Source organism: Pseudoalteromonas marina, assembly GCF_000238335.3.
Taxonomy (GTDB): Bacteria; Pseudomonadota; Gammaproteobacteria; order Enterobacterales; family Alteromonadaceae; genus Pseudoalteromonas; species Pseudoalteromonas marina.
The window spans coordinates 1,912,301-1,931,316 of record NZ_AHCB03000005.1 but is presented as its reverse complement, the minus strand read 5'-3'; the positions used below and the strand labels follow the sequence as shown (position 1 = coordinate 1,931,316).

At 39.5% G+C, this 19,016-nt stretch carries 15 protein-coding genes; 14 read left to right on the top strand and 1 reads right to left on the bottom strand.

Annotated features, from left to right (window positions below; all coding sequences use genetic code 11):
• Positions 1-712: 712 nt before the first annotated feature.
• The 5 genes from PMAN_RS08865 (at position 713) to ihfA (ending at position 6,246) form a co-directional block, all read left to right on the top strand.
• On the top strand, positions 713-1,768 hold the full coding sequence (locus PMAN_RS08865) for a DUF2066 domain-containing protein (protein WP_010557228.1): 1,056 nt from the start codon (positions 713-715) through the stop codon (positions 1,766-1,768).
• Positions 1,768-2,478, top strand: a complete 711-nt coding sequence (gene hda / locus PMAN_RS08860; protein WP_008132045.1) for a DnaA inactivator Hda — start codon at positions 1,768-1,770, stop codon at positions 2,476-2,478. Before PMAN_RS08865 ends, hda begins: the two co-directional genes overlap by 1 nt.
• Before the next feature lie 82 nt (positions 2,479-2,560).
• Positions 2,561-3,541, top strand: a complete 981-nt coding sequence (pheS, locus tag PMAN_RS08855; protein ID WP_006794499.1) for a phenylalanine--tRNA ligase subunit alpha — start codon at positions 2,561-2,563, stop codon at positions 3,539-3,541.
• A 15-nt stretch (positions 3,542-3,556) separates the two neighbouring features.
• Positions 3,557-5,944 carry a phenylalanine--tRNA ligase subunit beta gene (gene pheT, locus PMAN_RS08850; protein WP_010557229.1) on the top strand — a complete coding sequence of 796 codons (2,388 nt, stop codon included), beginning with the start codon at positions 3,557-3,559 and terminating at the stop codon, positions 5,942-5,944.
• A gap of 2 nt (positions 5,945-5,946) precedes the next feature.
• Positions 5,947-6,246 (top strand): integration host factor subunit alpha, encoded by a 300-nt coding sequence (gene ihfA / locus PMAN_RS08845; protein ID WP_002960690.1) that lies wholly within the window; start codon positions 5,947-5,949, stop codon positions 6,244-6,246.
• Positions 6,247-6,316: 70 nt separating this feature from the next.
• On the opposite strand, the gene PMAN_RS08840 is transcribed toward ihfA, so the two are convergent.
• The gene (locus tag PMAN_RS08840) at positions 6,317-7,117 is read right to left on the bottom strand and encodes a DUF2989 domain-containing protein (protein WP_010557230.1); all 801 of its coding nucleotides are present in this window, start codon (positions 7,115-7,117) and stop codon (positions 6,317-6,319) included.
• Between the two features lie 174 nt (positions 7,118-7,291).
• On the opposite strand from PMAN_RS08840, the gene PMAN_RS08835 reads away from it, so the two are divergent.
• From PMAN_RS08835 to PMAN_RS08795, 9 genes are all read left to right on the top strand, one after another.
• Complete coding sequence (locus PMAN_RS08835; protein WP_006794496.1) at positions 7,292-8,734, top strand: glyceraldehyde-3-phosphate dehydrogenase; 1,443 nt, start codon at positions 7,292-7,294, stop codon at positions 8,732-8,734.
• A 212-nt stretch (positions 8,735-8,946) separates the two neighbouring features.
• Positions 8,947-10,074 carry a M14 family metallopeptidase gene (locus PMAN_RS08830; RefSeq protein WP_010557231.1) on the top strand — a complete coding sequence of 376 codons (1,128 nt, stop codon included), beginning with the start codon at positions 8,947-8,949 and terminating at the stop codon, positions 10,072-10,074.
• A gap of 375 nt (positions 10,075-10,449) precedes the next feature.
• Positions 10,450-11,952, top strand: a complete 1,503-nt coding sequence (locus PMAN_RS08825) for an alanine/glycine:cation symporter family protein (protein ID WP_008132031.1) — start codon at positions 10,450-10,452, stop codon at positions 11,950-11,952.
• Between the two features lie 170 nt (positions 11,953-12,122).
• Positions 12,123-12,449: a hypothetical protein gene (locus tag PMAN_RS08820; RefSeq protein ID WP_008132029.1), complete on the top strand. Its 327-nt coding sequence runs from the start codon at positions 12,123-12,125 to the stop codon at positions 12,447-12,449.
• Position 12,450: 1 nt separating this feature from the next.
• Complete coding sequence (locus tag PMAN_RS08815; protein WP_006794492.1) at positions 12,451-12,732, top strand: YeaC family protein; 282 nt, start codon at positions 12,451-12,453, stop codon at positions 12,730-12,732.
• Complete coding sequence (locus PMAN_RS08810) at positions 12,722-15,403, top strand: DUF349 domain-containing protein (RefSeq protein ID WP_010557232.1); 2,682 nt, start codon at positions 12,722-12,724, stop codon at positions 15,401-15,403. The genes PMAN_RS08815 and PMAN_RS08810 overlap by 11 nt, the downstream gene beginning before the upstream one ends.
• Positions 15,404-15,490: 87 nt before the next feature.
• Entirely contained in the window at positions 15,491-16,045 is a 555-nt protein-coding gene (locus PMAN_RS08805) for a YceB family lipoprotein (protein ID WP_033035921.1), read from the top strand.
• Between the two features lie 81 nt (positions 16,046-16,126).
• Entirely contained in the window at positions 16,127-17,431 is a 1,305-nt protein-coding gene (locus PMAN_RS08800; protein WP_010557234.1) for an ABC1 kinase family protein, read from the top strand.
• 87 nt (positions 17,432-17,518) lie between these two features.
• Positions 17,519-18,931, top strand: coding sequence for a sigma-54 interaction domain-containing protein (locus tag PMAN_RS08795; RefSeq protein ID WP_010557235.1), 1,413 nt, complete (start codon positions 17,519-17,521; stop codon positions 18,929-18,931).
• The last annotated feature ends 85 nt before the right edge of the window (positions 18,932-19,016 follow it).

Sequence of the window (19,016 nt, the reverse complement as noted above, 5' to 3'; positions counted from 1 at the left end):
ACATTACCAGGCTTCAAATTGTAGAAAGCCGCTTCAGAAATGAAGCGGCTTTTTTACGTCTGCAGGAAAGTAATCTTCAATATTCCCTTCTCTAAAGCGTAGCGTCTCCTAAGCAAAGCGCCTCTTTGTGAACAGTGTTTTGGTTATTCAATACACTGGCCTATGATAGGCAACATTTCACTGTGACTCTCCACCGCTGTGGGCACCACGACATTAACAGGCTTCAAATTGTACAAAGCCCGACTAGCAATAGTCGGGCTTTTTTACGTCTGTAGAAAAGTGATTTAGCAAAAAGCCAAGACCCCATGCCGAACTCAGTAGCGGTCGCTCTTGCACATCCTGTGCTCTCGGCATTTGTATTCCTATACATCATAAAAAACTGTGCGAAAGCGAGCCTTTCAGAGGCTGACGCGACAAAACAGTTTTCTGTTTCCCTCAGCAGTAGCTAATAAAAGCTAGTATATTTTTAGAACTTAATACATTTGTGTTGGCTTTACTTTGAAGAGAATATGTCTTTTTAGAAGGTTTGGCTTTTGCTGCTCTTTTTTTGGCTGAGTGAATTTGTTTATAAATTTAGAGTTTCAATTAAATCAACAGTGTATGAGAGGCTTAATCTATAAGTATCAATATGTCACAGTAACAAATATAATTTTGCTTTGTTACTTGCTTTGATTTAGGATCAAATCAGTTTAAAACCAAGAACTAACATACAGTGTATAGATTATTAATAAGCATAATATCCATTTTAATTTGTTTTTCTGTTTCAGCAGTTGAAGTCACTGATCTATATCAAGATATTTTAAAAGTTGATGATAAATCAAGAGATAGTCGATTAGCGGCAAGCCGTAAAGCTTTACTTAATGTTTTGGTAAAAGTAAGTGGTGATGAAACGGCGGATCAAAATCCATTAGCTCAACAGCGCACTAAAGATATCTCTGATTACATGCTTAAATTTGAATACGATGAGCGTACTGAAGGTCAATTAAAATTAATTGTTAAATTTGAAGCACGAAAAATTAATGCGCTTATAAAAGAATTAAGTCTACCTCTATGGGGTTCACAACGTCCGTTAGTCGCTATTTGGCTAGGTATTGAAGATAATTGGCGAAGAGAGCTAGTAACACAAGAGAGCTATCCACAGCTTGAACAATTAATTTACGATAATGCCCGAAGACGTGGCTTACCTGTTGTTGTGCCATTACTGGATTTACAAGACAGACGTTTAGTAGGAATACCCGAGGTGTGGGGTAATTTCTCAGGGCCTATAGAAGAGGCGTCTCAGCGGTATAGTGCTGAAAGAAGTATTACGGCCAAAATGTACAAAGACAATAACAGTAATAACTGGGTTTTAGATTGGCGATTCACAAATGATGATTTGTTTGATGAAAATCGTTTAGTTGGTGATAAACAACAAATTGTTAGTCAAATGATAGATACACTAGCTAGAGGGCTAGCAAGTGAATATGCAATTGATCCCAATGCATACTACGAGCAAGCTTCAGCTATTTTAACTTTAAAAGGGGCCGAAAATTTTGTAGATGTTGAACTAGCTAAGAGACGTTTACAGAGTTTAAGTGTTGTTACACAGGTTACGATTGCTCGAAAAACGACTGAGTTTGTTGAATACAAACTGAGTCATACAGGCGATGTTACAGATTTAAAAAAAGCGCTAGGTCTTGATTCTGCTTTTAAAGATTACGTTGATCCACGCGCTTTTTATCACGTTGTTGACAAAAACAGCCTTGAATATCAATGGATAAAACCATAGTGCTAAGTCATGAACCAATGCAAATGGCGTTGCCTGTTACTTTGCCAGATGACGAGACGTTTGCATCGTACTTTGGTGGTGAGGACTCATTAGAAGTTAATCATCTAAAAGCGAGCTTTTCTGAGTTGGCAAATTCATTTCAGTATACTTACTTGTGTGGATTGGGTGATTCGGGTAAGTCTCACTTGTTATACGCTACGTGCATAAAAGCGCAAGAACGTGGCCTTTCTAACATGTTACTTTCTATGCGAGAGGTTATCAATTTTGGGCCTATGGTCCTCGATGGACTGGAAGCGCTTGATGTATTGTGTATAGACGATGTCCACTTAGTTGCAGGCAACGATGCCTGGGAAAAGGCACTATTTAACTTTTTTAATCGCTTTAACGAACCCGGTAAAATGCTAGTTGTAACAGCAGACCTGTTACCAAATATGTTAAATATCTCACTTCCTGATTTAGAATCTCGTTTAACTTGGGGAACCACCTTTCAAATACGTTCAATGAGTGATGATGATAAAGCGCAGGCGCTTGTTAAGCGGGCACACATGCGTGGGCTTGAGTTAAGCGATGAATGTGCACGCTTTTTACTAACGCGTCTAAGTCGAGATATGCGTGCTTTACTCGATGTATTAGACAAATTAGATCATGCATCTATGGCCGCACAGCGAAAATTAACAATTCCCTTTATAAAATCAACCTTAAAGCTCTAGTAGGTCTAGAATCTAGACCCCGCTTTCAGTTATCATTAGTCAATTAAATTGTAATCACCTTCTGTGAAAGATCAGGTATCGAATGAACTTAGAAAATATATTAGCGCAAGCACTTGAGGCGGTAGCCAGTGCCAGTGAAATCGCGCAACTAGAAGAGATCAGGGTTAACTACCTTGGTAAAAAAGGCGAAATCACTAGCTTACTTAAAACACTGGGTAAAATTGCTCCTGAAGAACGCAAAGAAGCAGGCCAGGTAATTAATCAGGCTAAGCAAGATGTGCAAGCTGCAATTAACGACAAGCGTGAGCTTTTAGCAAGCAAGGCACTAGAAGAAAAGCTAGCCGCTGAAACAATTGACGTTACTTTACCTGGGCGTGTGATGCCTACAGGTGGATTACACCCAGTAACACGTACAATTGAGCGTATTGAAAGCTTTTTTGGTGAATTAGGTTTCGAGGTGAAATCAGGTCCTGAGATTGAAGATGATTTTCATAACTTTGATGCTTTAAATATCCCTGAACACCACCCTGCGCGTGCTGATCATGATACCTTTTATTTCAATCCTAAATTAGTATTGCGTACACAAACAAGTGGCGTGCAAATTCGTACCATGGAAACGGAACAGCCACCGCTACGAATCATCTCACCTGGGCGTGTGTATCGTAACGATTACGATCAGACACATACACCTATGTTCCATCAGGTAGAAGGGTTAATGGTTGATACCGATGTAAGTTTTACTGAGCTTAAAGGTATATTACATGACTTTTTGCGTAACTTTTTTGAAGAAGATATGGAAATTCGTTTCCGTCCATCATTTTTCCCATTTACAGAACCTTCAGCTGAAGTAGATGTGATGGGCAAAGACGGCAAATGGTTAGAGGTACTAGGCTGTGGCATGGTACATCCAAACGTTCTTAAGTCTGTAGGTATTGATCCAGAAAAATACACCGGTTTTGCATTCGGCATGGGCGTAGAGCGCCTAACTATGCTGCGCTACGGCGTAAACGACTTACGTGCATTTTTTGAAAATGACTTAAAATTCCTAAACCAGTTCCGTTAAGAGTGAAGCAATAAAATGAAATTTAGTGAAAAGTGGTTAAGAGAGTGGGTTAATCCTGCTATTGATACGCAAGCTCTGTCGGAACAGCTTTCTATGGCTGGCCTTGAAGTTGACGGCGTTGAGCCAGCTGCAGCCAAATTTAATGGTGTGTTAGTAGGCGAAGTTGTTGAATGTGGTCAACATCCTGATGCGGATAAACTTCGCGTTACTAAAATTAACGTAGGTGGCGATGAGCTGCTTGATATCGTGTGTGGTGCGCCAAACTGTCGTGAAGGAATTAAAGTCGCGGTTGCAACCGTTGGTGCAGTATTACCTGGCGATTTCAAAATTAAAAAAGCAAAACTTCGCGGTCAGCCTTCACACGGTATGTTATGTGCATTTGACGAGCTAGGCATTAGCGAAGAAGGTGACGGCATCATGGAGTTACCGAGTGATGCACCCATTGGCGCGGATTTACGTGACTATTTAAGCCTTGACGACAACATTATTGATGTTGATTTGACACCAAACCGTGGTGACTGCCTTGGTATTAAAGGTCTTGCCCGTGAAGTAGGCGTTTTAAACAGCATTGATGTAAACGTATTAGAAATCCCCGCTGTTGCTCCAACGATTGACGACAAAGTATCAATTGAGCTAGTGAACGAAGATGCATGTCCTCGATACATAGGTCGTGTAATAAAAGGTATAAATCTTGATGCAGAAACACCGTTATGGATGGTTGAAAAATTACGCCGTAGTGGTGTACGTTCAATCGATCCGGTTGTTGATGTAACTAACTATGTATTACTCGAACTTGGTCACCCTATGCATGCATTTGATTTAAGTGCAATTGAAGGTGGCATTAAAGTACGTAGTGCAAATGCAGATGAAGAACTAGTACTGCTTGATGGTAATACAGCTAAATTAAACGAGTCTACACTCGTTATAGCAGATAATGATAAAGCACTTGCCATTGCTGGTATTTTTGGTGGTGAGCAATCAGGTGTTACTGAAAAAACAACAGACATACTGCTTGAAAGTGCATTCTTTAATCCGGTAGCAATTGCTGGGCAAGCACGTAGTTACGGCCTACATACTGATGCATCACATCGTTATGAACGTGGAGTAGATTTTGCTCTACAACACGATGCAATGCAGCGTGCTACAGCGCTACTGCTTGAAATTGTGGGTGGTCAAGCAGGCCCTGTAGTAGAAGCCGTGGCGGCTGATAAGTTACCTAAGGTGACTGAAGTTCGTTTGCGTCGTTCGCGTTTAGACCGCGTAATAGGTCATCACATTGATGATGCTAAAGTAACTGATATTCTGACTCGCTTAGGTCTTGATGTTAAAGTTGAAAATGAGAGCTGGAGTGCAGACATACCTAGTTACCGTTTTGATATTCGCATTGAAGAAGATTTGATAGAAGAAGTTGCACGCGTTTACGGTTACAACAGTATTCCAAATGTGGCACCAACTGCAAAACTTAAGATGACCACTCATAACGAAGCGAGCATTGCACTAAGCAAATTCCGCAATACGTTAGTAACACGTGGTTACCAAGAAGCGATTACATACAGCTTTGTTGACCCTAAGGCACAAGCTATTTTGCATCCTCAAAGTGATGTACTTGTTCTACCGCATCCTATTTCAATTGAAATGTCAGCAATGCGTGTTAGCTTAATGCCGGGTCTATTGGCGTCTGTTGCATACAACCAAAATCGTCAACAACCACGTATTCGTTTATTTGAGCATGGTCTTAAATTTATAAGCGATGAAAATGCAGAAAATGGTGTATACCAAGTGCCTGTTATTGGTGGCGTTATTACTGGTTTGGTTCATGGCGAACATTGGGTTGAAGAAAAGCGCAATGTCGACTTTTATGACCTAAAAGGCGATGTTGAGGCATTACTTGCGATCACTAACGATGTAAGTCGCTTTGAAATTAAAGCAGAGCAGTCAGATGGACTTCATCCGGGCCAGTCAGCTGTTATTTATGTTGATGGTAAAAAGGTTGGTTTTTTTGGTGCATTACATCCTCAAGCGCAAAAGTCGTTAGATATCAATAACGCAACTTTTGTATTTGAAATTGAAATGTCAGCAATTGAAAAAAGAAATTTACCACAAGCAGAAAGCGTGTCTAAATTTCCTTCAAACCGTCGCGACATCGCGATTTTAGTGGCCGACAGCGTTAAATCTGGTGATATTTTAAACGCTATAGAAAAAGTTGGCGGAAATCAATTGGTTGACCTAAACTTATTCGATGTGTATAAGGGCAAAGGTATTGAGCCAAATTATAAGAGTTTGGCGATTGCTCTAACACTGCAAGCGGTTGATAGAACACTCGAAGAGAAAGATATCAATCTAGTAGTTGATAACGTGGTGGCCGAATTGGCCGAAAAGTTTAATGCATCGTTGAGGGACTAGATATGGCGCTTACTAAAGCCGACATAGCTGAACACCTATTTGAAAAGCTCGGGATCAATAAAAAAGATGCCAAAGATTTAGTTGAAGCGTTTTTTGAAGAAATCCGCTCAGCGCTAGAAAAAGGAGAGCAGGTTAAGCTTTCTGGATTTGGTAACTTTGATCTTCGAGACAAAAAAGAAAGACCAGGGCGTAATCCGAAAACAGGCGAAGACATTCCTATTTCGGCGCGTCGTGTTGTCACCTTTAGACCGGGTCAAAAATTAAAGACTCGTGTTGAAGTGGGCACCAGCAAAGCAAAATAAAAAAAGGCAGCGAAAGCTGCCTTTTTATTTATTCCTCGCTTAACTTTGCTTAAGCGGGGTTTATAATTATCTAAAATTCTCTAGGTGATACAAATTCACCTTCTAATACTTGTTGATAGGTTTGCTCGGCAAGTGAATCAAGTCCAGATAAGTTTTTACCAGTACTTAAGAGTTCCTGCTCTATTTCAAATAAATCTATATTTTCGATTCCCGACATTTGCGCTACTTTTGAAAATATATAAGCATGTTTAAATTTATCATGTTTATAAAACAGGCTGATAAGTGATGTGTAGACCTCAGGATTGGGTATGCGCCCTTTTTGATTTAACTCTAGCGTTTTATAGAGCAAATCAATCGTTTTTTCGTCATCAAACTTAATGTAATACGACGCTAAAAAAAACTGCATTTCAGCACTTTGTGTAACACTAGGATCGTCTTCTATAGCCAATAGCTTATTTAATGCACCTTGATTATTGTTTCTGGACCAATGGTAATAAAGTAAACCGGGGTGATTTGTATCAATAGTGTCTTGATAAAGGCGCGTCATTTCTTTAATGCTAGTGAGTTGTCCATCTATGCGAGACGTCTTCTTAGCTTTGAGCTTTATGTGCTCAATTTTAGCCGCCAGTGTTATACATTGGTTGTATGTTTCAAATTCTTTTAATAATTGATATTTATTTTCATCCGTTGGCTCTTTGTATTCACTGTAACGCTTTAAGATAACTTCAGCACGCTCGTCTTTACAATGGCTGTCTTTGTTTAAATCAGAACAAAAGCCGGGTGTTTCCTTACAAACTTTTGCTAGCGTCACAGGTTCTTCACAACCCGCTAATGTTAGTAATCCAAGTAGTAAACTTGCTCTTTTTAGCATTCCTAAACCCCAAATAAATATCTACGCAGCCATTCTAGCGCAATCATTTAACGCCTAACAGTAGAGAATAACTTCAGATTAAATTAGAATAGCCGTGCCTGAAGTGCATTACTCTCAAAATATAGTGCACTTTTAAAGGCTATCCGTTCAAAATGATAAACTTAGGTAAATAAAATGACCTCATCTCACGAGTTAGAATACACAAATAGTTGGCAAGAGCGCCAAGATTACGCTGAAAGCATGCAACCTATCATTGGTAAACTTTACCGTAATCGTGGTATTGAAATCGCTGTATATGGCCGTCCTCTCGTAAATGCCAGCACTATTGAAATTATTAAATCTCACAAAACTGTTGCACAATTTGAAGGCACAAAATTACGTTTACGTGAAAGCTTCCCGTTTTTAGAAGCAATCAGCAAAATGGAATTAAACTCTGCTCGTATTGATATTGGTAAGCTTGCATACAGCTATTTATACAGCGACGTTGCTAATGGCCGTTCAGTTGAAGAGTTCGTTAAAGATGAATTAGCAGAAATAGCCGATTCAACAGTGAAAGAACCTCGCGATGTAGTTCTTTATGGTTTTGGTCGTATTGGTCGTTTGCTTGCTCGCTTATTAATTGAAAAATCGGGTCCTTACGCCGATTTACGTCTACGTGCAATCGTTGTGCGTGGTGGTAAAGAAGGTGACCTTGAAAAGCGCGCTAGTTTATTACGTCGCGATTCAATTCATGGTCCATTTAATGGTTCAATCACCATTGATAAAGAGCGCAACGCGATTAAAGCGAACGGCAGTTACATTCAGGTTATTTATGCAAATTCGCCTAGTGAAATTGATTACACCCAATACGGTATCGATAATGCGTTAATTGTTGATAACACAGGTATTTGGAAAGATGAAGCAGGCCTTGGTCAGCATTTAGAGTGTAAAGGTGCGGCTAAAGTATTATTAACAGCACCGGCTAAAGGCAATATTAAAAACATCGTATATGGTGTAAATAACCAAGATATTTTATCTGAAGATAAAATTGTCTGTGCAGCAAGTTGTACAACAAATGCAATCACACCAACATTAAAAGCGTTAAACGATAAGTTTGGTATTAATAATGGTCACGTTGAAACCGTTCACTCATACACAAACGATCAAAACCTAATCGACAACTATCACAAAGCCGAACGTCGTGGTCGTGCCGCAGCGCTTAACATGGTAATAACTGAAACAGGCGCAGCTAAAGCTGTATCTAAAGCATTGCCAGAGCTTGAAGGTAAGTTAACAGGTAACGCTATTCGTGTTCCTACGCCAAATGTATCGCTTGCTATTTTAAACTTAAACTTAGCAACTAATACATCAGTTGAAGAACTAAATGCATTTTTACGCGATACAGCGCTGCACTCAGATTTACGTGACCAAATTGATTACACTGCATCAACAGAAATAGTGTCTACCGATTTAGTAGGTAGCCGTTATGCAGGTGTTGTTGACTCACAAGCGACAATTGTTGACGATAATCGTATTGTATTATACGTATGGTACGATAATGAATTTGGCTATAGCTGCCAAGTAGTACGTTGTATGCGAGATATGGCTGAAGTGTCATTCCCAAGCTTACCACGCTAATGTATATGTAGTATTTAAAAGCCAGCGTTTAGCTGGCTTTTTTAATGTGCAATCATTTTTAAAGTGTATGCCTTGTGCTACGCTTTGCTTATTCCAATACAGTGCGTGTTACAGTTATAAAATACACTGTATTTACTGCGAGTAGTATTATTCGTGGTGTTAGTTCTGCGAGTTAAAATGCAGATGGGCTTATTCAAATTAAAGGTTTTTTCATGAAAATCAGTAGTAATTTCGACAGTGGTAATATCAAGGTAATTGATGTAACCGATCCGCTTAATATTCAATTAGAGATTAATAACGACCACAACTCTGAATTTTATCAGTGGTTTCACTTTCGATTAGAAACAACGCCTTACCAATTACATAAGCTTAATATTAATCAGCTTGAAAAATCAGCATACCCAGATGGGTGGGAAGGCTATCAAGCAGTCGCATCTTACGATCGCCAAACATGGTTTCGTGTTCCATCAAACTATGAAAATGGCACGCTAAGTTTTGAAATAGAGCCAGAGTGCGGCAGTGTTTATTTTGCTTACTTCGCACCATATAGCTATGACCGCCATTTAGATTTATTGTCGTGGGCGCAAACGCAAGGTGCTTGCCAACTTCAAACATTGGGTGAAACACTTGATGGGCGCGATATGAGCGTATTAAAAATTGGCGAGCCAAGCGAAGATAAAAAAGTAATTTGGGTAACAGCACGCCAGCATCCAGGTGAAACTATGGCAGAGTGGTTTGTAGAGGGATTACTCCATAAGTTACTTGATGATGAAGACCCACATGCTGCCGCATTGTTATCAAAGGCTGTATTTTACATCGTGCCAAATATGAACCCAGACGGCAGTGTACGTGGTCATTTACGTACTAATGCTAAAGGTGTTAACTTAAATCGCGAATGGCAAACACCTAGTATGGAAAATAGCCCTGAAGTGTATTTAGTCCTAAATAAAATGCGCGAAACAGGCTTAGATATGCACCTTGATATTCACGGTGATGAAGCCATTCCTTATAACTTTGTTGCTGGTAGCGAAGGTATTCCAAGTTACGATGAGCGACTTAAAAATTTAGAAGACAGCTTTAAAGCGGCGTTATTAACAATAACACCAGAGTTTCAAGACGAACACGGTTACCCGAAAGATGAGCCAGGCCAAGCTCTATTAACCGTTGCATCGTCGGCAACGGCTGAAGAGTTTAAAGCGCTTACATATACGATTGAAATGCCATTTAAAGACAATAACGATTTACCAGATCCTGATTACGGCTGGTCAGATCGTCGCTCGTACCAGTTTGGTCAAGACACGTTAGCAGCCATTGTTAATGTGGTAGATACGCTAAGATAGAGTATTGAAAAAAGGCATCAATTATTGATGCCTTTTTTATACACAAACTTAAAATTAATTAATATATAAAATCGTTTTATAAACCCCTTCAATCAGAAGTCTATTTAAATTACTTTCTATAAACCTCTATCATATTCATACAAACCAAATACTGGTTAAATAACCCTCAAATAATACGTCGAAGCGCACGTTTTATCTGTAAATATGAAAATTAAGTGTTAACAAAGTTAGCTCACTTAAGTTAATATCAATAACAATCGAATTAAAGGTAGGCATATTTAAGCCCGATTTTTAATCGTTTTGTGTCGCGCATTCTGAGTAGCTAAAACAGAGTCTCGTAATTCATAATAAAAAATATAACTATAGAGGATATCCATGGAAGCTTTTGTAAGCGCTGTTAATGATGTTGTTTGGAGTAATGCCCTTATTTACTTATGCCTTGGCGCGGGCTTGTTTTATTCTGTATTAACTCGATTTGCCCAAGTCAGACATTTTAAAGAAATGTGTAAATTACTTTTTAGTCCTAACACATCTGAAAAAGGTATTTCTTCTTTTCAAGCACTTGCAGTGTCTCTATCGGGGCGAGTCGGTGTTGGTAACATTGCTGGTGTTGCTGCTGCTATCGGTTTTGGTGGCCCAGGGGCTATTTTCTGGATGTGGGTTGTTGCATTTTTAGGTGCAAGTACAGCCTTCGCTGAATCAACGCTTGGTCAAATTTATAAAGAAGAAGAAAACGGTCAATACCGTGGTGGTCCAGCGTATTACTTTGACCGTTGTTTAAAACAAAAATGGTTAGCTATCTTATTTGCTATTTCTGCCGTTGTTGCGTGTGGTGTTTTCCTACCCGGTGTACAAGCAAATGCGGTGGGTAACGCATTTACTCAAGTATTTGGCGACGGTACTATGGTGTCGACCAGCTTTGGCGATGTAGGTAGCTTTAAGCTAGTTGCGCTGGCTATTATTCTTATCGTTTTAGCATTTATCATTTTTGGTGGTATAAAACGTATTGCCAACTTTACTCAAATTGTTGTGCCATTTATGGCTTTGGGCTACATCGTGCTTGCCTTAATCGTAGTTTTTTTACACATCGATAGAGTGCCTGATATTTTTGCTATGATAATAAGCGACGCCTTTACAGCTCAAGCCGGATTTGGAGCTGCAATTGGCTGGGGTGTAAAACGCGGAATATATTCAAATGAAGCGGGTCAAGGTACAGGTCCTCATGCAGCGTCTGCGGCAGAAGTAGACCACCCAGCGCAACAAGGTTTAGTTCAGGCTTTTTCAGTGTACGTAGATACCATCTTCGTATGTACTGCAACCGCACTAATGATTTTGTTAACACAACAATACAACATTGTTGGCGAGCTACCAGCTGGTCAATTTATTGTACAAAATGTTGATGCAGCAACTGAAGTAGGCTCTGCAGCATTTACGCAAATGGCTTTGTTTAGTGTATTTGGCGGTTTTGGTGAGGCATTTGTAGGTATTGCGTTATTCTTCTTTGCGTTCACTACTATTTTAGCTTACTACTTCATTGCAGAAACAAACATTGCTTACTTAAATCGTTACTTTAAAGGAAGTATTCCACTGGTTATTGTGAAGTTTGTGATCATGTTTATGGTGGCGTATGGAATGGTTAATAGCTCTGGGTATATTTGGAGCATTGGTGACATAGGTGTAGGCTTAATGGCGTGGATCAACATCTTAGGCATTTTAGCTATTTTCTTTGTCGCAAAACCGGCACTGTTATGTTTAAGCGATTACGAAGAGCAAAAGAAAAAAGGCGGTAAAATTACCTTTGACCCAATTAAGTTAGGTATAAAAAACGCTACTTTCTGGGAAAAACGCCTTGAAAAACAATCTAAAGATCCTGAGTAATTTAATACACAGTGTATTTGCAAGTTTGATTGGCTAAACGGGTTTAAACCAATAAAAAGAAAGTTACATTATCTGTTATTGCTTTAAATTCAAAAAAGACAACAACAAATAAAACAAGTACAATAAAGGCGCCGCAAGGCGCTTTTTTTATGCGTAGTATGGAGAGATGTATGGCGATTATTCGTTGCCCAAAATGTGCAAAATCAATTTCAGATAAATACAAGCAATGTCCACATTGCGAAAGTAACATTTCAGAGCTAAATGACGAGCAGGTTCAACAACTTCAGCGCGAACAGCAAATTAAAAAAAAGCAGATGTTTATAAATCACTCTTTCCTAGCACTTATTTTATTTTTGGGTGGTTTTTTCTGTTTATATTTTTTACAACCGCAAAAAGAAACCCTTGAGTGGTATGCTTACACCATCGCCATTGGCGTAGGGTGCATTTGGTATCTTATTAACCGTATTATTTTAGTGACTCTTAAAAAGAAAAGATGACATGAATATCGATAAACTCGTAGAAAATATTACTCCAGAATTATTTGAACGCCTGCAATATGGTGCATCCACTGGCAAATGGCCAGATGGCACTGTGTTATCAGATGAGCAAAAGCAACAAACAGTGCAGTTGGTTATGTTGTATCAAGCAAAGGTGGCTCAATCGAACGAGCAATTTACGATTGGTGCTAATGGTGAAATGATCCAAAAGACAAAAGCGCAACTACAAAAAGAATTCAAATCAGACAACGAAATAGCTAGGTTTAGTGAACATGATCTTTAAGCACCTTTTTACGCCAAAATGGAAACACCCTAAGCAACAGGTACGTCTTGATGCAATTGAAAAGCTAGATACGCAGCGCGATGCAAGTATTTTAAATACACTTGCATTAGAAGACAGCTCTGCAGAAATACGCCGAAAAGCGCTTCAAAAGGTAAATGATTTACCACTTTGGTGGAAAGCCTATAAGCAAGACCAAGCGTTGAAGGATATAGCTGAGCAGCAAATATCTAACGCGGTTTTAAACAGTGAAAGCACACTAACACCGCAAATTAAAAGTGAATATATAGAACGCTTTGCACCTGTAAAAACATTAGAAAAACTAGCGTTTGCAGAGAAAGAACTAAAAGTTCGCGTTAAATTACTTAAGCGTTTAGCAAACCCAAAATTAGTAGAAAAAGCTTTTAAAGAAGGCAGTGAAGAACTACAAAAGCAGCTAGTGGAGTTAGTTATTAACCACCAGCTTACCAAACCACTTGCTAAACATGCTAAAGGGGAGGCGAAAAGCACCCTTGATACGCATATTGAAAATGAGCGTCTGACCAAAGTAATGCCACAAGAAGTTGAAAATTCAACGCGCGTTATTTTAGCAAAACTTAATGCGTTACGTGATAAAACAGACTTTGCGTTGGTAAACCCACAAGCTGCTGAATTAATGGCTCAATGGCAAGCATTAGAGCTTAAATGGTTATCAGCAGAGCGTATAAAATCGCTAGATGAAAAGTACATAGCTATTACCAGCAAGCTTGATACGCACATAGCGCAACTTAAAGCTGAGCACGATAAAGAACAGCAACGCTTAGCATTAAAACAGCGTCAGTTATTGGCATTAGCAACGCTTGAAGCATTAAGTGATGAAATTGAAAATGCGCTTCAATTAGGTTTAGAAACCCCAGAGCAAATTCAACAAGATTGGCTTGACGCTAAAGTAGCCCAAGCAAAACAAGCGATCGCAGAGACTGAGCTTGAAAATAACGGACAGTTTAAAGCGGTAATCACAAGGCTTGAGACTTTATTTTCACAAGTGGCTAAATTACCCGAACTAACAACGGTAATTGCGCAATATAAAGAGGCATTGACCGCCTTACAAAAAATTGAACCAGCGCAAAGCATTGAGCAATATGACGATATTCTGTCAGCGTTTAATCAAGCGTTTAAAGAAGCGCGTGGGCATATAGCTATGCTTGATAGCGCACTGCAAGGCAAGTTTAAAACTGAGTTAAACGCGCATAAAAAGCAGTTTTTAGTACCAATGAATGAGTTAGTTAAACCGCTTGAAAAAAATCAAAGCCAAGCAAAGCGAAAAGCTCGTGATGTTAAGCGCTTAATTGAAGAAGGCCGCTTTAATGTGGCATTTGGTGTATTTAAAGGTTTTGAAGAGCTATTTAATACATTAACAGCACGCTACCAGCAACAGCTTGAAAATATTAAAGCAGAGCTAGAGCAGCAGCTTGCTGACGCAAAAGATTGGCAAAAATACGCCGCTGCACCAAAGCGTGTTGCGTTACTTCAAGAAGTAGCCACGTTAACTGAGCAAGAATGTACCGACCCGCAGCAACGTGCAGAACAAGTAAAAATGTTTCGCACACGTTGGAATGAGCTTGGCCGTTTAGATACAGATGAAGAAAAACAACAAGGTGTTCAGTTTGACGAACATATTGAATTGTTGTTTGCACCTTGTCGTAGTTACTTTGCCGAGCAAGAAAAAAACCGCAATGCAGCGAAGTTGCAACGTGAAAGCATCATTACTGATATGCACGCGCTTAGCACAGAGCCTACTAGCGAAGAAGGCTTTGATTGGAAACAGTTTGAAAGCCAATACAATAAGCTAAATAAAGCATGGCGCAGTGTAGGAAAAGTTGACCCTAAAACATATCGAGTTTTAAATGATCGCTATAAAAATGAGCAACAACAGGTGCTTGGTTTATTAAATGCGTTTCATAAAGGTAATGCTGCGCTTAAAAATGATTTAGTAGAGCAAGCACAGCAATTATCACAAAGTGACGACTTAGCAAGTGCTTGCCAGACGTTAAAGCAAATGCAGCAGCAATGGCAAACAATTGGCTTTGCGGGCTTGAAAGCTGAAAATGCGTTGTGGCAAAAGTTTCGTCAATATAACGATGAAGCATTCAGTAAGCGCAGCACTGAATTTGAGCAACAAAAGCTTGAACAGAATGAGTCAGACAAGCAAGCCGCTGCAGAGCTTGCTGAATTAGAAGCGGTACTAGAGGCGGTTGAACAACGTGCGCAACTTCATGACCTAGAAACGAAGGTAAAGGGTTATGCACAATTCAGAGCGCTTGCGCCAAAAGTGGCTACTTTGCTTAAAGCCATAGATGAAAAAGTGTCATTGCTTATCACTAAATCAGAGCAGGCTAACTTAGATGCTTTACTTAACGCGCTTCAAAATAATGAAGAAATACCTGCTCAGTATCAAGCACCGCTAAAAACAACGCTTAACGAAGAGCAACTTGTAACGCGTATGGAAATTTTAGCAAATGTGAGTTCGCCAAATGCATCACTTAGAATGGCAGAGCAAGTTGCTATGCTTGATGATAAACACCGTGGCGATCATGCTGATTTAAATTATTATTTAAAACAGTTACTCGCGCTCAGTAACGGTTCAGTTGAACCTGACACACTAGCTCGATTAAAGACGACACTTGCAGCTTAATCATTAACATTACTTTAAATGTTGATTAAAACTTTAAAAGGCCGCTTAAATAGCGGCTTTTTGTATCAACCAAACAAAGGATTTACCATGAGATTTTTATTACTTATTACTACGCTTTTTTTAACTGCCTGTAATAGCACGCAAGGTGTATCGGTATATTCATTTACAAATGCTGAAGTAGAAAGCGTATTAGCTAAAGAGTTGCCAAAATTAAGCGAAAAAGTAAAGCTAATGGGATTACCTGTTCAGCTTAACGTTAATGATTTAAGTGTTGATATAGGGCCAGATAATCGTGATGTTGTTTTACTTGGCGCTGACTCTAGCGCAGAGATCAACGCTTTTGCACTTAAGTACCCAATTCGTTTAAAGCTTCAAATAGAGGGCAGCCCATTTTACGATAGCGAGAAAAAAGCAGTGTTTTTGCGTAATATTAAACTACTGGGCTCAAGCGTTGATGCTGGTGGCTTTAGAGGCAACATTGGCGCGCTTGACGATCAAGCAATGGGTGTAATCAATACCTTTTTGGCTAACAACCCTGTATATACGCTGAACATGAACGATCCTAAAATGATGCTATTGAGCAAATTACCGCTCGACATGAAAGTATCGCAAGGTGCAATTAAACTGGTTCCTAAATTATAAATAACCAGGCTAATCAGATCGGCCTGCCTTAATTAATCGTATTAAATAACCTAACTATAAGCTAATTAGGTTCATTATATTATGGCAGCACCGCGTAACGTGCCCACATCGAGACTTTCTCGTTTTGCAAAATTAGGCTCATTAGCAACAGGCGTTGCGGGTAATATGCTGGTTGATGGCGCTAAAAGTGCACTAACAGGTAAGGGGTGGGATAACAAACGCTTACTTCTGCAGCCTAAAAATATTGAAAAACTTGCTGTGCAGCTCTCCCACTTACGCGGAGCAGCAATGAAATTAGGCCAGCTTCTATCTATGGATGCTGGTGATTTGCTCAGTCCTGAGCTTGCCCAATTACTCGCCTTGTTGCGCTCTGACGCAAATCCAATGCCGCATAAGCAGCTGGTTGAAGTTCTGAAAGAACAATGGGGAGACGACTGGCTTTCTCGTTTTTCTCATATTGAACTCAGACCTTTTGCAGCGGCTTCTATCGGGCAAGTGCATTTAGCGTACCAAGAAAATGGCGATAAGCTCGCAGTTAAAGTTCAGTATCCGGGTATTGCAAAGAGTGTTGAGAGCGACGTAGATAACGTGATTACACTATTAACCCTATCTCGCCTATTGCCAAAAGACCTCGATATTAAACCCCTTGTAAATGAGGCTAAGGCACAATTACTTGCAGAAGCTGATTACCTGCGAGAAGCAGATTATTTAATACGTTACAAAAATGCACTCAACGGTAATACTCACTTTAAAGTGCCTGATGTTTACACTTCGCACAGTACGAAGCAAGTGCTTACAATGGAATATGTAAATGCTGAACCCATAGAGAGCATCACAGAGCAGCCACAAAGCCAACGAAGTTTTGTTGCTGAGCAGCTTATTAATTTATTTTTTAAAGAAATGTTTGAATTTAAACTCATTCAAACGGATCCTAACTTTGCCAATTTTCATTATCAAACAGAGACACAAAAAATCGTTTTATTTGATTTTGGTGCAACGCGAGAAATATCAACTGAGTTGAGTTCAGCGTATTTGGCACTATTTAAAGCAGGTAGCAATAATTGCCGAGAGGGCGTATTAAAAGCAGCATCGCAAATTGGTTATTTTAAAGATGACATTATGGATAATTATAAAAATAACGTAATTGACTTGTTTTTAATGGCGTGCGAACCGCTCAGGCATGATGGTGAATTTGATTTTAAACATAGTGAGTTAGCACTTAAAATTAAGAATGCTGGGCTTGCACTTAGTGCCCAATCACAGCAGTGGCACACTCCACCCGTCGATGCGTTGTTTATACACCGAAAACTAGCCGGTTTGTATTTAATAGCTGCTCGTTTGGGGGCAAAAATTGATGTGCGTGCACTTTTTAGTCATTTCGCATAAATGCTGAGCTAATATCGATACAAAGTTACTGGTGCAGTAATGTGTTAAAGTTGTCATAATGCTCGTGATATTTCGCGAGGTGTAGTTATGATAAAGCAATTTTTAAACGATCCAAAGTTATTACTTAATGCCGTGGGTGAGGGAATTTACGGATTCGACTTGTCTGGAAACGCTGTATTTGTAAACCCAGCAGCAGAGCGCATGACAGGGTGGAAGACAGAGGAGCTACTAGGAAAAAAAATACACCAATATCATCACCATACTCGTGCCGATGGCACGCCTTACCCTGCAGATGAGTGTCAAATTTACTGTACCATGTTTGATGGTAAACGCCGTGAAGTTAACAATGAAGTGTTTTGGCGCAAAGACGGTAGCTCGTTTGCTGTTGAATATACATCCACCCCAGTGTATCGAAAAAATCAACTTATTGGTGCCGTTGCTATATTTCGTGATATATCGCAGCAGCAACAAACCCAAAATGATTTACAAAACGCACTTAAAAAAATAAAGCAGCTGAGTGAGCAGTTAAAAGACGAGAATAGCTATTTAATAGCAGAGTTAAATCAGGACTGGCAAGACTCTGGGCTGGTAGGGCAAAGCCATGTGTTCCAAACCATGTTAGAGCAAATCAAATTAGTGAGTGAAACCGACACTACCGTGCTTATTCTGGGAGAAAATGGCACAGGTAAAGAGCTAGTAGCACGCAATTTATATAGGTTAAGCAAACGCAGCAAGCATGCCTTTATTAAAGTAAATTGTGCAGCTTTTACACCGAGCTTATTGGAGTCTGAGCTGTTTGGGCATGAGAAAGGCGCTTTTACTGGGGCTAACGAACGTCGTAAAGGCCGATTTGAACTGGCCGATAAAGGCACACTTTTTTTAGATGAAATAGCCGAATTACCTCTAGAATCACAAAGTAAGCTATTAAGAGTGCTACAAGAGCAAGAATTTGAGCGGGTTGGTGGTAGCCAAACCTTAAGTGTAAACATTCGAGTTATAGCGGCTACAAACCGCGATTTGTGGCAAATGGTGCAAAAGGGCAGTTTTAGAATAGATTTATATTATCGACTTAATGTATTTCCTATTAAAGTACCGGCCCTGAGAGAGCGTAAAGAGGATATTCCTTACTTATGCAGCAACCTCATACAGCAATTAAATAAACGCTTGGGGAAGCAGTTAAAAGGGTTAAGTAAAAAAGCAGTTACTAAGCTTCAAGCCTACGATTGGCCTGGCAACATAAGAGAGCTGCAAAATGTACTGGAGCGAGAAGCCATTTTGTCCAAACAATCTGTTTTACAGCTCAATCAACCACTCAATGGTGACACTACTCAAAATGTTGACGAGTCTCTTACCCTCGATGAGGCGCAAAGGCTTCATATAAGCCGTGTTTTAACACTGTGTAACGGGCAAATTTCGGGAAGTAAAGGTGCTGCACTGAAGTTAGGGTTACCTGAAAGTACACTTCGCTCAAAAATGAGAAAGCTAGGAATTAATAAATAATCGCGATATATAACGTTTTTCGTTATATGTCGCGATTGGTAAAAGCGTGTAAATTATAAAGTTATTTAATATCAATAGATTAAAT

Coding starts and splice junctions, on each gene's coding strand:
- PMAN_RS08835 (WP_006794496.1), top strand. CDS start 7,292: ATGACCTCATCTCACGAGTTAGAATACACAAATAGTTGGCAAGAGCGC.
- PMAN_RS08805 (WP_033035921.1), top strand. CDS start 15,491: ATGAGATTTTTATTACTTATTACTACGCTTTTTTTAACTGCCTGTAAT.
- pheT (WP_010557229.1), top strand. CDS start 3,557: ATGAAATTTAGTGAAAAGTGGTTAAGAGAGTGGGTTAATCCTGCTATT.
- PMAN_RS08840 (WP_010557230.1), bottom strand. CDS start 7,117: ATGCTAAAAAGAGCAAGTTTACTACTTGGATTACTAACATTAGCGGGT.
- pheS (WP_006794499.1), top strand. CDS start 2,561: ATGAACTTAGAAAATATATTAGCGCAAGCACTTGAGGCGGTAGCCAGT.
- PMAN_RS08820 (WP_008132029.1), top strand. CDS start 12,123: ATGGCGATTATTCGTTGCCCAAAATGTGCAAAATCAATTTCAGATAAA.
- PMAN_RS08800 (WP_010557234.1), top strand. CDS start 16,127: ATGGCAGCACCGCGTAACGTGCCCACATCGAGACTTTCTCGTTTTGCA.
- ihfA (WP_002960690.1), top strand. CDS start 5,947: ATGGCGCTTACTAAAGCCGACATAGCTGAACACCTATTTGAAAAGCTC.
- PMAN_RS08825 (WP_008132031.1), top strand. CDS start 10,450: ATGGAAGCTTTTGTAAGCGCTGTTAATGATGTTGTTTGGAGTAATGCC.
- PMAN_RS08810 (WP_010557232.1), top strand. CDS start 12,722: ATGATCTTTAAGCACCTTTTTACGCCAAAATGGAAACACCCTAAGCAA.
- PMAN_RS08830 (WP_010557231.1), top strand. CDS start 8,947: ATGAAAATCAGTAGTAATTTCGACAGTGGTAATATCAAGGTAATTGAT.
- PMAN_RS08815 (WP_006794492.1), top strand. CDS start 12,451: ATGAATATCGATAAACTCGTAGAAAATATTACTCCAGAATTATTTGAA.
- PMAN_RS08795 (WP_010557235.1), top strand. CDS start 17,519: ATGATAAAGCAATTTTTAAACGATCCAAAGTTATTACTTAATGCCGTG.